This is a genomic window from Paenibacillus sp. LHD-117, assembly GCF_030929555.1.
Classification (GTDB): Bacteria; Bacillota; Bacilli; order Paenibacillales; family Paenibacillaceae; genus Pristimantibacillus.
Genome location: NZ_JAVFVT010000013.1, coordinates 73,593 through 89,413, shown reverse-complemented (window position 1 = coordinate 89,413; position 15,821 = coordinate 73,593). Strand labels below are relative to the sequence as shown.

Annotated in this window: 10 protein-coding genes and 2 pseudogenes; all 12 read right to left on the bottom strand. The window is 49.9% G+C overall.

Going from position 1 to position 15,821, the window contains the following annotated elements:
* Positions 1 to 12: 12 nt before the first annotated feature.
* Positions 13 to 1,455: a family 43 glycosylhydrolase gene (locus RB620_RS12145; protein WP_308094648.1), complete on the bottom strand. Its 1,443-nt coding sequence runs from the start codon at positions 1,453 to 1,455 to the stop codon at positions 13 to 15.
* A 35-nt stretch (positions 1,456 to 1,490) separates the two neighbouring features.
* Entirely contained in the window at positions 1,491 to 3,785 is a 2,295-nt protein-coding gene (locus RB620_RS12140) for a glycoside hydrolase family 3 C-terminal domain-containing protein (protein ID WP_308094646.1), read from the bottom strand.
* 36 nt (positions 3,786 to 3,821) lie between these two features.
* Positions 3,822 to 4,415, bottom strand: a complete 594-nt coding sequence (locus tag RB620_RS30340) for a beta-xylosidase family glycoside hydrolase (protein WP_374121398.1) — start codon at positions 4,413 to 4,415, stop codon at positions 3,822 to 3,824.
* A gap of 554 nt (positions 4,416 to 4,969) precedes the next feature.
* Positions 4,970 to 6,085 (bottom strand): Gfo/Idh/MocA family protein, encoded by a 1,116-nt coding sequence (locus RB620_RS12125; protein WP_308094644.1) that lies wholly within the window; start codon positions 6,083 to 6,085, stop codon positions 4,970 to 4,972.
* A gap of 54 nt (positions 6,086 to 6,139) precedes the next feature.
* Positions 6,140 to 6,778, bottom strand: coding sequence for a ThuA domain-containing protein (locus tag RB620_RS12120; RefSeq protein WP_308094641.1), 639 nt, complete (start codon positions 6,776 to 6,778; stop codon positions 6,140 to 6,142).
* Between the two features lie 128 nt (positions 6,779 to 6,906).
* On the bottom strand, positions 6,907 to 8,586 hold the full coding sequence (locus RB620_RS12115) for a DUF4091 domain-containing protein (RefSeq protein WP_308094639.1): 1,680 nt from the start codon (positions 8,584 to 8,586) through the stop codon (positions 6,907 to 6,909).
* 133 nt (positions 8,587 to 8,719) lie between these two features.
* Complete coding sequence (locus RB620_RS12110; RefSeq protein ID WP_308094637.1) at positions 8,720 to 9,088, bottom strand: extracellular solute-binding protein; 369 nt, start codon at positions 9,086 to 9,088, stop codon at positions 8,720 to 8,722.
* Between the two features lie 418 nt (positions 9,089 to 9,506).
* A complete protein-coding gene (locus RB620_RS12105; protein WP_308094635.1) occupies positions 9,507 to 10,625 on the bottom strand; it encodes a glycoside hydrolase family 5 protein in 1,119 nt (372 codons plus the stop codon).
* 760 nt (positions 10,626 to 11,385) lie between these two features.
* Complete coding sequence (locus RB620_RS12100; RefSeq protein ID WP_308094633.1) at positions 11,386 to 13,020, bottom strand: sulfatase family protein; 1,635 nt, start codon at positions 13,018 to 13,020, stop codon at positions 11,386 to 11,388.
* Positions 13,017 to 13,544: pseudogene (locus tag RB620_RS12095) on the bottom strand (fibronectin type III-like domain-contianing protein); the annotation flags it as partial. The pseudogene RB620_RS12095 and the gene RB620_RS12100, both read right to left, overlap by 4 nt.
* 36 nt (positions 13,545 to 13,580) lie before the next feature.
* Positions 13,581 to 14,163: pseudogene (locus RB620_RS12090) on the bottom strand (family 43 glycosylhydrolase); the annotation flags it as partial.
* Between the two features lie 115 nt (positions 14,164 to 14,278).
* Positions 14,279 to 15,820, bottom strand: coding sequence for an ABC transporter substrate-binding protein (locus RB620_RS12085; protein WP_308094631.1), 1,542 nt, complete (start codon positions 15,818 to 15,820; stop codon positions 14,279 to 14,281).
* Position 15,821 lies beyond the last annotated feature (1 nt).

Here is a 15,821-nt window from a genome sequence, read left to right as displayed (position 1 = left end):
TTAAACGACTCCTTAGTCCAATGTAAATGAGAGCAAATCAATTGCCCCTTCACCCTTGTAGGTGAAATATAAGGCATGAACGCCGCGATCTAATGTCAACGGAGCATGCAAATCACCCCATTCACTGGAAGGAGAAATAGATACTTCTGCAATTAAATCGCCGCCAATGGCTGATCTTACTTGAAGCTTGCCGTTTCCTGTACCTCTTACTTTGACTGAAATTCTGGAAACTTCCTCAAAATCAAAATATTTGAAGCCTGCAAGCGCCCCGTCTGTTAAATTAGCAATATGCTGATTCGGAAGGTCTTCTCTATCTTCCCCATCTTGCGTAAAGAATGGATGTGACGGGTCAACGGATTGTCCGAATTCATAGCAGAAGGCGCCTGTTTTACTCATTAAGTTACATGCAATATACGCAGGGTATTCCCCTTTACCAAGTAAAGGCCCGCCATTCAGACCACAGCTTGTCATTTCGACCTGCTGGATCCGTCCATCGCTTTCAATTGTGATTTCTTCTGCGCATGCCTGACGCGAAAACTGATGCTTATTCGTCTGTCTATGATAGAACACATACCATTTTCCATTGATCTTAACAATGCTGCCATGATTATTGCCCGTATAATTCAATGCTTCTTCGTCCGTTCTGCCGCCTAGGTAAATATCCCCGTTCGAGATGATGGTACCGCCATATTTGAATCCGCCAGTCGGACTCTTCGAAGTTGCATAGCATAGCTCATGTCCGTTAAAAGAAGAATAAATAAAGTAATACGTATCGTCTATTTTCCGAATGGAAGATGCCTCAAAAAATTCATGTCCTTCAAAATCTGTCCCTGCACCACGAGCCTTGTCTGGGAAGATAACCTTCGGATCTTCCTTTACCGTGATCATATCTTGCTCGAGCTCGATTACCATACCGCCTTTAATCGTTTGTTCTGGAAAGCCCAAGTACTTCCATGGGAAGTTTACAGGACAGAATCCGGAGTAGAGGTATACTCTGCCATCATCATCTACGAGTACGCCTGGGTCAAATTGGAATGCATCCCCTTCTCGACTCCCAAGTAATGTACCATCCTTATAATGAACATGCCCGTAAAACTCGTACTTACCTGCAGGAGAATCACAGACAGCAACCGCCATGACTCCAAGGAAATCAAATGCATAATACAAGTAGAATCTTCCGTCAGGTCCTTGCTGTACATCCGGCGCATATAACATCCGTTTGTCCTCTTGTCCCATCGGGTCTAGCGTTTTGCGGTAAATGACGCCTTCGTATTTCCAATTGCTCAAATCATCCGTCGGAGCAGACCAGCATACATAGTCTTTTTCACAATACTGCTTGCCATTAAACTTATCATGACTTCCATACACATATACACGGTCTCCAAAAACGTAAGGTTCACCATCTGGTACATACTCATAGCTTGGTAAATAAGGATTAAATGCCTGTTTCATCATCGTTGCCTCCAGGATCATTGTGTCGTTATTATGAATTAGTTTTCAGTTTGCGAACCGTTTAGCTTCACTAACCAACCTTCTAAGGCTTCCTCCGTAAAAGCGCCCTTGCTCATGCCGACTAACGATCTTAATGGCAAATTGTTGGCGAATGCGGCCAGCAAGTCATTCATTGCGCCATCTTCTCCTTCTGCGGGAGCCGGAAGAGGGGAATTCTTTAGAATCTCCTTAGCCGCTGACCAAGCATTCGGATTCGCCATCAGATCCCCGATGGTCGAATTGCGCGTGTAAGTCGGGACTAAAACCGTTGTCGACTGTACGGTAATCATGTCAGACAGGACGATATCCACGGAAGAGCGGGCGATCAGAATGGCGAACTTCCCGGTCTCGACGCGCCAATCCTTCAGCTTGACGTCGTAGAAGGCGAATGAACGTTTGTCCAGTTCGAAGATAACCTCTTTTTCTTCTCCCGGCTGCAGGTCGACTTTGGAGAAGCCCTTCAGCTCCTTCTCCGGCCGAATGACCGTGCTGACGATATCCCGAACATAGAGCTGCACGATTTCCTTGCCCGGACGAGCGCCGGTATTCCTTACCTTCACGCTGACATGAACGGTATCCTCGTCGGTTATCTCCTTCTGATCGACGAGCAGATCCGAATAGGCGAAGCTTGTATAGCTGAGACCGTAGCCGAACGGGAACAACGGCTCGACTTTCTTCGCGTCGTAATACCGGTAACCGACGAATAAACCTTCCCGGTATTCGACTGTATCCCCTTCACCTGGGAAATTCAGATAAGAAGGGTTATCCTCGACTCTGACGGGGAACGTCTCAGCAAGCTTGCCGGATGGACTGACTTCGCCGAACAGAATATCCGCGATTGCTCCGCCAAGCGCTTGGCCCCCCAAGTAAGCCTCCAACACCGCCTTGGTTTTACTCAGCCACGGCATCTCGATTGGCGCTCCGTTGCTCAGAACGACGGCAATATTGCCTTGAACCTCGGCGATCGCTTCGATGAGCCTCGCCTGATTGTCGGGAATGCGCAGGTGCTTGCGGTCGAACGCCTCGGATTCATATCGATCGGGAAGTCCGATGAACAGGATCGCGACGTCGGAAGAGCGGGCAGCGTCCAAGGCTTCCCGGACAAGCTGATCGTCTACCGTATCGCTCGCAAGATCGTAACCTTGCGCATACGTAATCGAGGCTCCAGCTCCGGCGACGATCGCCAGCTCTTCGCGTATCTTCTCTAGCTTGGTCGGATTCACATGCGAGCTGCCTCCGCCTTGATAGCGAGACTCCTCCGCAAGTGCGCCGATGACTGCGATGCGGCCCGACTTGGGCAGCGGCAGCAGATTGTCCTCGTTGCGCAGCAGAACCATACACTCGCGGGCTACCTCGCGCGCCAAGCGGTGATGCGCATCCGCATCGTAAGCGGCATCTGCCTTCTTGTTGTCGACGGTCATGAAGATGATGCGCAGCAGCCTCTCAACCGCCCGGTCCAGCGTCTCCTCGGACAGTCGGCCGCTTTGCACGGCCTCGACAATCTTCCGGTCGCCGACTCCGTGGCTGGATGGCATCTCGAGCTCAAGGCCGGCTTCCAAGCCGCTGACACGCTCATTGACGGCGCCCCAGTCCGAGACGACGACGCCCTCATGCCCCCACTCGTCTTTCAGAATATCCGTAAGCAAGGCAGGATTCTCCGATGCGAACGTGCCGTTCACTTGATTGTAGGCGCTCATGACCGTCCACGGCTGAGCTTTCTTGACCGCACCCTCGAAGCTGGCCAAATAAATTTCTCGCAACGTGCGCTCGTCTACGACAGAATTGCCTGACATGCGACGGTACTCCTGGTTGTTCGCGGCGAAGTGCTTGAGCGAGGTGCCCACGCCTTGGCTCTGTACGCCGCTGATATGGGCCGCGGCGATCTCCGAGCTCAGGAAAGGATCTTCGGAGAAATATTCGAAGTTGCGCCCGCAGAGCGGGGAACGCTTGATATTCGCACCCGGTCCGAGCAGTACCGAGACATCCTCGGCCTGGCATTCTTCGCCGAGCGCAACGCCGACCTTGCCGATCAGCTCGCGGTCCCATGAGCTTGCCAGTCCCACGGCGGACGGGAAGCAGGTAGCTGGAACGCTCCCGAATACGCCGAGATGGTCGGGGTCATCGGTCTTTTTCGGCATTTGCTTGCGCAGTCCGTGCGGTCCGTCCGTTACTAAGAGAGGAGGAATGCCCAGTCTCTCGATTCCCTTCGTATGCCAGAAATCGAGCCCGGAGCAGAGCCCCGCCTTTTCTTCCAGCGTCATTTGCTTCAGAATATTTTTAATGTCTCTCGCCATCGTTGTCGGTCTCCTTATCTGATTGTTCTCTGTACGTCATAGGGAACGATACTCGAAATAATCGAAGTAAGCCGGCGCTCGGCAAGTCGTACCGTTTCCTGTCGCGTACATGCCGATATAGACGCCGGTAAATCCGCCGACGACTTCGGTCGACAGGTAGCTGCACTCGCCAGCGCCGAATTCGACGGGCCAATACAGCTTCTCGAAATACCAATTTCGTTCGATCAAGCCTAGCGCCGGAAGTATCATGACGCTTTGATAAAAGCGACCGAGAAATTTGTTCTTGATTTCATTGAGCAATATAGCGAAAAAAATGGCTAGTACCGTATGGAGAATGATCCATGCGACATTATAAAAAATCGTATTTCGAGTAATGATATAGGCGTCCGACGTTTTGAAGAGATACTCGAAATTTTTGAATCCGACCCAATCGCTGCCGAGTATTCCTTTGGAAACGTCAATATCCTTGAACGCGATCACGATCCCGAACATGGGCAAGTAGTTGTTGATAAGCAAATACAATAACCCCGGCAAAGCCATGATAGTCAGCGGCATATATTTACACCATCTTGCTCGTTTCTTTGCGGTCGTATTCGTTCGGGTGTTGCTGACTCCGACTGTCTGTGCCATAGTTGTACCTTCCCTTCGATGAATCATACAGTTATCATAAGATACCGGCTAAAGGGATTCTATCAGAATCCGGACATTGTCCGTGGCACTATTCGGACTTTTATATGCAGCAAACAGCATCTGCACGAAGGGCAATCTGAATAGCAATATTGTCTATAATTACAGGAAAAAGACATCCGCTCTCCCGACTTTCGGTAGCAGATGTCTTTTTCCAATTTTAAATCTATTATCTATATAAGTTGATCTAAAGATTTTCCGGTATTTGGTCATATTCTAACCGCAGACAGAGGCGATCAATAATATTTTGTATGTCTAAGCTAACTTGCTGCATAATCTCGGTAACATTGTGACGAATTTCTGCAACGGTATGATAAAACACATTATTGATGACATCTGCTTTCAGCCTCGATACTATGGTAATGAATTCCTTTAGTTCAACTTATATACTATTTACTTTCCTTCGAATTCGTTATAAAAGTACTCACTTCCCTGGAATACTGCTTGTGATCTTATGTCGTACAGAATCGCTTGAACACTGATACTGGACTGCCGGATCAGGCATGAAAAAACAGCTTGGATGTGCCGAACGGAAGCGGCTCCGGCGTCTCACAGGTGCTTTGCATCACGTAGTGCTTGCCATCTCGCGAAGCGTCGTGGAAGCCGTGCATGGCTTCCAACACATGGTAAGCCAACTCGCCATTCACGCGATGCGGCCGGTTCTCGATGATCGCCTGAGCCATATCGGCAACGCCAATGCCGCGGGCATTGTCCGCAAATCCGTGAGTAAGCGGGATATCGGCCCATTCGCTCGGTCCGGTGCGATGATACTTGACGACACCGCCAAACGTATTCGGATCGGGAACGACCAACGTGCCGAGGTTGCCGTAAATTTCGATGCTGGGAAGCGTCGTACCCCCGCGCGTATCGAAGCTCGTGAAGAGCGTGCCGATTGCACCATTTTTGAATTCCATTATGCCGACTACATTGGTCGGTATCTCGACCTTGATTTTCTGCCCATATTTGGGCGCACTCGTAATCGTCCGCTCCGGATACGAGATGCGTGCAGATCCGGTCACCCGCTCGATCGGACCGAGCAGTGCGACCATCGCTGTTAAATAATACGGTCCCATGTCGAACATTGGCCCACCGCCATGCTGGTAATAAAACTCGGGAGCCGGATGCCAAAATTCGTGGCCGGCGCCCATCATGAATCCGGTCGCGCCGATCGGATCGCCGATCCAGCCGTCACGAACCAGCTTAATGGCCGTCTGAATACCGCCGCCGAGGAATGTATCCGGCGCACAGCCGATACGGAGCCCCCGCTCCTTTGCCAATTTGATCATCTTCGCCCCGTCTTCGCGCGTAACCGCGAGCGGCTTTTCGACGTATACGTGCTTGCCCGCTTCTAGCGCCTGAATGCTGACGTCTGCATGGGCGAACGGGATTGTCAAATTGATGACGATGGTAATGTCCGGATCAGCCAGCAGTTCTTCCACACTACAGCCTTTCGCGAGGCCGTATTCCTCCGCCTTCTTTTTGGCGCGCTCGACGTCGATATCTGCACAGGCGACGATTTCGTAATTGCCGAACATATCCCTAGCGTTCTTGAAATAAGTGGAACTAATTATCCCACATCCGATAATGCCGACTTTGACCTTATTGTTACTCATCGTTCGAATCCTCCTAATCTTTTTCCGAATGAAGCCTTGAAGCGGCTGCTCATTTTATTTCGATGCCCAAACCATGCCGCGGCGCATGATCGTTGAAACTTGCGGTATGCTTATGATATTGGCCTGATGGCCCAGCGAGCAGTAAAACACGCGGCCATCGCCGTATTTCTTCGTCCAGGCGACCGGCATGAGCATATCGGCCCCATTCGGGCCGTACCCCTCAAAGGTCGTCGTGGCCAGCACTTCGATCGCCGGATCGACATGCATGTAATATTTCTCCGTGCTTACCTCGAAGTCGCCGATACCGTCAACGATCGGGTGGTCACCGAGATTGACGGTATACCGGACGCCGTCATTGCCGGGATGCGCAACCCATTGCCCTCCCACCATGAACTGATACTCCGTATCTATCCGGAACGCGTCACCCATTCCGCCGTGGCAGCCTGCGATACCGACGCCGCTCTTCACAGCCGCGAGTAGCCCGATCGATTGCTCCCGTGTAATCGACCCCATCGTCCATACCGGAACGATTAGGTCCAGCCCCTTAAGCTTCTCCTCATCAATCAGACTGTCGAGCGTATTTGACATCTCAACCTCGTAACGCTCATCCACTAGCAGTTCGTGCAAAATCTCTCCGACTTCCTTCGGCTGATGGCCTTCCCAGCCTCCCCAAATAATCAATGCCTTTTTCACTTTTCGCATTCTCCTTCTTTTCGTCGAATCTATACCGAATTCAAACTTCCTCCAGCTTTACCGAGCGCCTCTCCTCGATGGATCGACGGTGGTACTGGAGATTGACGGGCTGTAGGCTGTTATTGGTATTACAGGGCTGTCAGCTCTCCCTGCTCTTGGTGATGCTCTTCGATCATGCGGTTGATCTGCTCCCGTTTATTCAGCAGCCAAGTTGCTTCCCTCGGATACACATCGAATGTTATGGGCTGCTCGAGACCATCCTCCAACAGTTCAAGGACAGCTTCCCTGCCAATTCGGGTCTCTAGCAATTGTAATGCGCGTAAGTCTTGAAGGGCATCATAGAACACTTCCATCCGCAGCGATTCGATAGGTCCATCAGCCCCCGGATAGACGAGGAAGGCATCGCCGGATGGGAAGCTTCCGCCGCAATCCGTAACACGGAACGGATCAATCGCTTTAATCGAGTATTGACTGTACCAGAAGTTATAGCCCCATTGCAGGAAGCCTGTAATTTGAAACTTGTACAGCTGAATGCCAATGATCCGATTGCGTGCGGACGGGAAGGCGAAGAAGCGATTCGCCACTCCCTTGTATTGCATGCAGCAATAGTACGTCCATAAGCCAGGCACATTATGCTCAAGGAACGGCTCAATATGATTCGTTGCAGGAATCGGCGTCGGTACGAGCCCTTGTTCATAGTAGGAGTAGTCCGACAGCGCTTCGATTCTTGAGAAGCCTTGCAGATGTTGATCTATTAGCTGACTTGCTTTGCGAAAAGGCTCTATATTTCTCATGATTGGTTCGTCAGAAATATGGAAATAGCACTTCTCCTTCAAACTGTTCTCTTCAATAAATTGGACAAGCTCCGGCAGAAATTGCGCTAGGAAGCTTCGATATTCATCTCCTGCAGCATCGGTCTCCCAGCCAAATATTTTCTCGGTTTGGCCGTTGACGGCAGCTGTGATCTTAGGAGAGTGCTCGGCGCCCCACTGTGTAAATAGATGGCTGAACTCAATATATTCGATGCCATTCTGAAGAGCCATCTCTACCCAGCGTTTCAGCTTATCAAAGCCGAACTGATACGTATCGCCTATTCGCTCTACATCAACGAGCTGGACCGTCGGACGCTCGCCGCCGATCTTCGTATCAAGCGGAGGCGTGAATAACGGCGTAAGCAGCATGTTAATGCCATGATCGACTGCCGTCGTCACGAATTGCTCCACTCGGCGCCAATGCTCCTCGCTCCACACCTCTACACCGTACGCCGTAGCAATACAATCCGTATGGAACCACTGCGTATGAATCAGTTGCTGCTTAGGCAGAGAGGCAGGCAGAACCTCGAGCTCGAGCTGCTCTTCTCCCAGTATCTCTCCGCCCTCCGTCTCTAGCACAATGTCAATGGAATAGCGGCCAGGTTGTCTCTTTGGATATGCTTCCACAGTAACCCATAGAGAGCGCCATTGATTAGGCAAGCAAATGATGTCTTCTATGTGCAAAGGATACAAGGGGTCAGGATACAACCCCGGTGTAGTGCGCAGCACATGCTCATCATGATCGGCATATATCGGCAAATCTGAAGGTACTAGCCCGACCGTACGGATCATTACTGCAGTGCCAAGCTCAGACATGGCCCGCGCCTTAACATTCTTCAGCATACCGTGCGCTTGATAGGCAACCTGGAATGAGAACGTCTCGTTGAGAAGCACGGTTGCTTGGGTGTATGGAACCGCCTGCAAGGGCTCATCCGCGAACACCTTCTCCAGTGAATGGATACATCTCGTTTCGAATAATTGCTTTGAATTAGACAACTCCAATCTCTCCTTCGCTACGCTGACGTGTATAACCCAGCTTTGCGTCCTGCGCAATCATTTCATTAAATAGCTTCTCAACTTCCACTTCTGATTTTGCCAAGATCATAGCGGCAAAGTTTCTTCTTCGTCTCTACTGGACGTTGTTGACTTTCGCCCATTCATCCAATTGCTTTTGCTTTTCCGCAATGACTTTATCGATTCCTGCCGCCTTCAGCTTGCTGATAAAGTCCGGCAAATTTTTCTCCGGATCGAGCGTTCCCGGGGAGTCCATGTTCGGGGTTCTCAAGAGCGTGCCGTTGTCGACAACGGGAGTAATGGCCGGTTCATTGTCCTTAATGGTTTTGAGCACTTTTTCAAGATCCTCATACGTTTTGATTGCGCCCACATCAATACCATACTTGTCGACCAAATCTTTTCTCATGACAAAGCCGTAGCTGCTGGCATGATCGCGAATCGTAGGTACACCAAAAATCTCTCCTTTGATTTTTGTTCCGTTCAACACTTCCGGCTCCAATTGCCGTAATATTTACAGTTGCGTTAATCTTGGACTTCGTGATTTTATTAATTTCGTCTTCTACCGGCTGCATGTCTTTAGGGACGCCTACAAAAGTAAGAATAGCCAATTCGATTTCATAAGGATCTTTGGTGTCCGCTGCGCCGGGGGCAGCTGTTTCGCTAGCCTGCGGTGTGTTCGTGTTCGTCGCCTTCTCATCGTTGCCGCCGTTTGATTGTGGACTACGTATTCATCATATCGATTTCGACAGGATGCCACTATCAGTATGTGGACTTCATGATTATCGTTTTCCGGACTTTTTATTTCGAATCTATTTTTCAGTTTGACACTGATGCTTTCTCCGTTTTTAATTTATTGAATCGAGATTAGGAACTTTTTATGTTTCTATGCGATATCAACGATATCAGTACTTATCCGGCAGCCAGCCCTGATCAATGCTCTTACCCATATCCCAGCTGTCCCAGCCTTCCAATTTAGAAACGTTGACCGTATCAAGCAGCAGCTTGTAACTCCAGTAGAACCAGCCCTGCCCCTTTTCCCAGGCAAGCAGCTGTGCATTAGCAAGTTTCTGATACAGTGATTTCCGTTCGTCCGGGTTCATTTCTTTCAGACCCTCAGCGTTGTTGAACACACACCACTCTCCAACGATAACCGGAAAATATTCCTGCATCTCGGCAATGTCTTTAGCGAAATTGTTCTCTATGAAATCAATGTAGGCATCCAGATTGTTAGCACAGCCCTTTGCTTCTGCCACCATAAGATATAGATGCGTATCCAGAACAACATTAACGAATTCCTCTTCCCTCATGAAATCCTTCCATTCACGAAGCCGGAATCCATCATGGAATACAACAACCTTATCCTCAGGCAAATACTTTCTCATTCTCCGATACGCCTCTACATAGAAGGCACGCAGGAAATTACTGGGTACTGGACCAGAACCCTTCGCTTCTTCCTTATCGACTGCAGGATAGCGATTCGGAATATCCGCAAATTTCCACGCTTCTTCGGATACAGGCTCATTTAGGATCTCAATACCCCATAATCCTTCTCTAGTTCCAAAGCGCTGTGCCAGACGCTCCAATACAGTCAGTACAAACTCCACCGCTTCCGGATTCTGACACCATTTACACACTCCGCAGATTCCGCCGTTGTCAAAACCATTCTGGCTCCCCGGAGCTGTATGTAGATCAATCAGAATCTGAAGACCGTATTTCTCTGCCCAATCGAATGCCTTGTCCAGATAATCAACACAGCCAACAAATGGTTCTACATCTCCAAAAATAAAATATGGAACCGGGATACGTATGGTATTTAATCCTTTGCTGGCAATACAAGCAAAATCACGCTCGGTAATGTAGGTGCCTCTGTGGTGGCTATATCTGTCGACTTTTACATCATGGGGCAGGGTTCTGCAAAGCCATGTCTCATCTTCGCATTCTGTTCCGGAGAACATAATCGGGTTCATCCACTTCTCCAAAACAAGCCAATTGCCTAAGTTTACACCTTTGATCCGTTTCATTGTTTTCTCCATCCTCGCTGTATAATAGTGGATACAAAATGCCTGCTAGCATTCAGATAATAACAACTTCTCGCAAGAGCTTTTTCGCCGCAAAATGCTTTAGCGATGTGCCTACCCCCTGGCTTTGCACGCCATGGATATTATGGTCCCCATCTCCGAGGACAAGCGGATCTTCCGAGAAGCGAGAATGGCGCCCACGATGTTCGATGGCTGTGTCCAGCAGCGGCTTGATCGCACTGGCTCCTTTAGGAGTAGCCATAAAATCGCGAATCAGGTAATAAGGATAGAATAGAAAAGCTTGACGGAATGGATGCCTAACCGCTCTACTCCGTTCGTATCAAAATAGGTTTCCATAAAGAAAAGCTCCTTGCGAATTCCCGCGAACAACTGTCTACGGATTCCGTAAGGAGCCTACTCGCCTCTATTTGATATTGTTGACTTTTCACCTATTCATCCAATTGCTTTTGATCTGAAGATTGCCGCAAGAACGAACTGGGATTGACCAAACCATTCTCCGTCTAGAGCTACTATATCTTGCATGTTCCCGATAAAGCCGGTTAGGATATGGATTCCAATTCCCTTAGCCGGTTCCCGTAATCGCGCAGCAAGCGATAGAACGGTCTTGATAGCGGCCGGTTGAATTTCCTTCACGGAAAGCTCCTCGATCAAGGCATACAGCGTTTCCCTCTTCTGAATATCATTGCGGCAAATGTCCAACATAATTCCACGGACTTCGAAATCGGGTTCATCCTCGATGATACTATTCAACCACAAACGAAGAGGTTGCCTCTTCGCTATCCTTGTATCCGATCCGAACCGCTTTTGCCCGAATGACCGTCTTTCCTTCTGTCAGCTCGATCGGTCCCGTGTACAGCTTCCAACGGGGATTCAGGTCTTCATCGGTCGTATAGTTGATGGAAGCCCCTTGTGTTGCCGAGTGGAGCATGATCGCAGTAGGCTTGTCAAAGGTCCCTGTATTCACCGCATCCTCACCAGGCAACCGGCTGTTGATCGGGATGAAGAGCGGGTTTGCGGTTTGCGGCTGCACCCCGTTCGGCCACATGCGGGCAACCATTTGTTCCTCGGGGATATCTCCCCAAGTGTCGTATTTGCCGCACCAATCGCCAAGCGCCTTCCGCAGACGAAGCAAATCTTCGCGGAAGGATGGATCGTCCGCCAAATTGCGCAATTCATAAGGATCGTTCATACAATCGTACAACTCTTCCGGGGGGCGGCCGTTCTGCATGAGCACGTGTTGATCGTCCGCCAATTCGCCTGCCAGCTTCAGCCGCCAAAGTTCCTGCCATATCGGGTGCAAATGGCTGAACGGAATCCACTGGAGGTAAGGCAGCTGCGGATAATCGTTGCGAATATATTTGAATCGCTTATCGCGGACAGCACGAACTTTATCGTAAGCCTCATCATAGCGGTCGCGGGTGGCAAACACATAGTCTCGTGGTTCGGCATGTTGTCCCATAAAAGGTTGACCTTGAATATGTCTCGGAACGGGAATGCCGGCCAAGGTAAGCACCGTCGGGCCCAAATCAATCATACTGACCATTTGTTCGCTGACTTGACCTTCCTCCACCTTCCCGGGATACCTGACGATGAGTGGAACGCAGATGCCTGAATCATACGTCCACCGTTTGGCGCGCGGCAACCCTTCTCCGTGGTCGCTCCACAGGATGACGAGCGTATTGCCACTCAAGTCGTCTTCATCAAGCTGCTGCAGGATTCGACCGACAAACTCATCCGCACGAGCCAAATTATCGTAATGTCGGGCAAGCGCAAGGCGAGATTTCTGTGTGTTCGGCAAATATGGAGGAAGCTTAACCTGGTCTGGATCGGTGACGAGAGGCGGCTCCTCATAGTTCGGATGAAACCGCCTCTTGTATTCCGCCGGCCACATACCGCTTTCATGCGTATGATCATAATTAAATACCGCAAAGAAAGGCTGGCCGGACTCCCGGTTGCGCCAATGCGCCTCCTTTCCGTTTTCGTCCCACGCCGTTAAAGGCGCCGCGAACTGGTAATCCGTCTTCCAGTTATTCGTGCAGTAGTATCCGTTCGCGCGCATCATTTCGGGAATCGTCTTGACATGAGCAGGCGGAACGGCAAAATAATGGGACGGCAGCTCCGGCGTATATGGGTTGGTGTGCTCTGTTCGCATGTGATGGGTACCGATCGAAGTCGGGTACATCCCCGTAATGACGGACGATCGGCTGGGGGCGCACACGCCTGCCGTGGCAAATGCATTTCGGTAGAGCATGCCTTCGCCGGCCAGCTTGTCAATGTTGGGCGTACGTGACAAGGCATCTCCGTAGCAGCCCATTCTCGGACTCGTATCTTCGAGCGTAATCCACAATATGTTCGGTCTTCCAGTTATATGGCTCATTTGGCATTGTTCCCTTCGTTCGAATTTGCTGCTTGTCTGCTGTTTATTTGCGCCAGCATCTCATCCAATTTAAGCTCGTCGATCTCGCCTTTGCCGAACAAAATCAATAAGCGAACCGGCGCGTTCATGAACATCGCCAGCGACATCTCTGCATTTTCTTCCCCCATCGCATCGTCCAGCGGATTTTGCTTTAACACCTGTGCCAAATAAGACTTGGCGAACGGACCCTCAAGCAAATCGCCGATCGTCGAGTTGCGGGTAAAGTGACGCAGCCAGCTTGTTGTCGATACGACATGGACCGAATCCTGAATCACAACGTCTCGCGAAGATTTGCCGATCAAAATCTCGAATTGCCCCGTTTCCACGTGCCAATCCTTCATATCCGTGTTGTAATAGGCGAAGGCGCGTTTATCGAGCACAAAGCGTACTGTTTTCTCCTCTACCGGTTGCAACAGCACTTTGTCAAAGCCCTTCAACTCCTTGTCGGGACGGATGACGGTACTGACCGTATCGCGAACGTACAGCTGGATGATTTCTTGCCCCGCACGATCGCTGGTATTTTTCACCTTCAGCCAGCCTGGCCGTTCCTGAAGCGACCAAGAGCCATCGCGGGGGCTACGAATAAAGTTCCACTGAAGCCCTAAATCTAGCGAATCGAAATCTTCTCTGCCGAATCTCGCTTCCATTTGCTGCGGTGCCCCCGCAAATGAAGGGGCCTTCATTTCCATTTCTACGCGGCCGTCCCGGCCAATGATCGGCCAGCCTTCTTCCGTCCACGTAACCGGAGCCAAGAACGTTTCTCGCCCCAGATGATGATGGTACGGGTATCCGGCCGGCCGAATGCCCAGAAACACCGACCACCAGCTGCCGTCATGCGCTTGCACGATATCGGCATGTCCAGTCGCTTGGATCGGACTTTCCACGCTTCGATGGGTCAATATCGGGTTATGCGGGCAGCTTCAACTGGCTTTCCCGCGTTAAGCAATGACCGATTTGATTCCAGTTGATTAAGTCTCGGCTATGAAAAATCGGCACTCCCGGGAAATATCCGAATGAACTGTTGACTAAATAGTAATCTTCGTTCACCCTGCAAATGCTCGGATCGGGATAGAACCCGCGAATAACGGGATTGACATACTTCATATTTGGATGTCTCCTTCAAGCGCTCAGGTCATTAACCCCTAAAAATCAAGCCCCAATCAACAGGAGAGATGTTGATTGGGGGCATCGTAACTTCCTTATTCATTCGACTTCATCTCTATTGGACGTTGTTGACTTTCGCCCATTCATCCAATTGCTTTTGCTTTTCCGCAATGACTTTATCGATGCCTGCCGCCTTCAGCTTGCTGATAAAGTCCGGCAAATTTTTCTCCGGATCGAGCGTTCCCGTGCCCAAGCCTTTCTGATACTGCCCCAAGACGTTGTTGAGAGCGGTAAATTCTGTTTTGACGCTTTCTGCGTCGAAGCTGAAGCCAAGCGCTTTCGATTTGAGCGCTTCTTTATTGAAAGTCTTCAACTTGTTCCAGATATCCGGATCGTTGCCCTTGAAAATATGCGAGAGGAATTGATTCCCTGTCATATAGTCCCAGTTAGGATTATATCCGGTAGACGCCGCATCTACGCCTGGGGCAAAGTCGATTAGTCCGTCCGATTGCTTGACGTAATGTTTTCCTTCGATTCCCCAGTTGAACAAGTTGATGAGATCCGCATCCGAATAGAGCAGGTTAAGGAACATCATCGTCCTTTCAGGGTTCTTCGAGTTTTTGTAGATGGACCACATCAAGCCGGTAATATTAGCCGTCGTAGACGTCGGCGGAATGATCTCGGCCGTGACCATCTCCATTCCGGTCGTTCTGGATACCTGTGCGGCATAACCCGGCTTCATCACATTGAAAAAGCCAAATCCATTGCCGGATTGAACCAATTTGTCTGGGGAGGTCTGATTCGTCGCCGCATCCTTCAGAATATAGCCTTCTTGATACCATTTTCTTGTCATTTTTAAATGGTTAGCGTATTCCTGAGACTCGTAATAGTTTTCCACTTTCAGATTGTCCATGTTCATCAGAACGCCTAAGCTGTCCCCGCCCAGGGAGTCCACGTTTGGGGTTCTCAAGAGCACGTCGTTGTCGACAACGGGAGTAATCGCCGGCTCGTTGTCCTTGATCGTTTTGAGTACCTTCTCAAGATCCTCATACGTTTTGATTGCGCCCACGTCAATGCCGTACTTGTCGACCAAGTCTTTTCTCATGACAAAGCCGTAGCTGGCAGCATGATCGCGAATCGTAGGAACGCCGAAAATCTCTCCGTTGATTTTTGTCCCGTTCAATACTTGCGGCTCCAATACGGCTTTAATATCTTGTCCGTATTGATCCAACAATTTATCCAGCGGGTATAACTGGCCTTTCGCCGCTTGAACCGAATAACCCAAAGTTCCACTAGTGATCAACATATCCAGCCTAGCATTGGAATTCAGCATAAGATTCGTTTGCTGGGCCCAGTTGCCCACGGGAATGGCTGTTATTTTTACCGTTGCGTTAATCTTAGACTGCGTGATTTTATTGATTTCGTCTTGAACCATTTGCATGTCTTTAGGGACTCCTGTAAAGGAGAGAATGGCCAATTCGATTTCATAAGGATCTTTGGTGTCCGGTGCGCCGGGGGCAGCTGTTTCGCTAGCCTGCGGTGTGCTCGTGTTCGTCGCCTTCTCGTCGTTGCCGCCGTTTGAGCAAGCGGAGAGAAACAACACAAGCGACATGGCGATCGCCAATGAACTTGATAACCATCGATTTGTTTTTTTCATC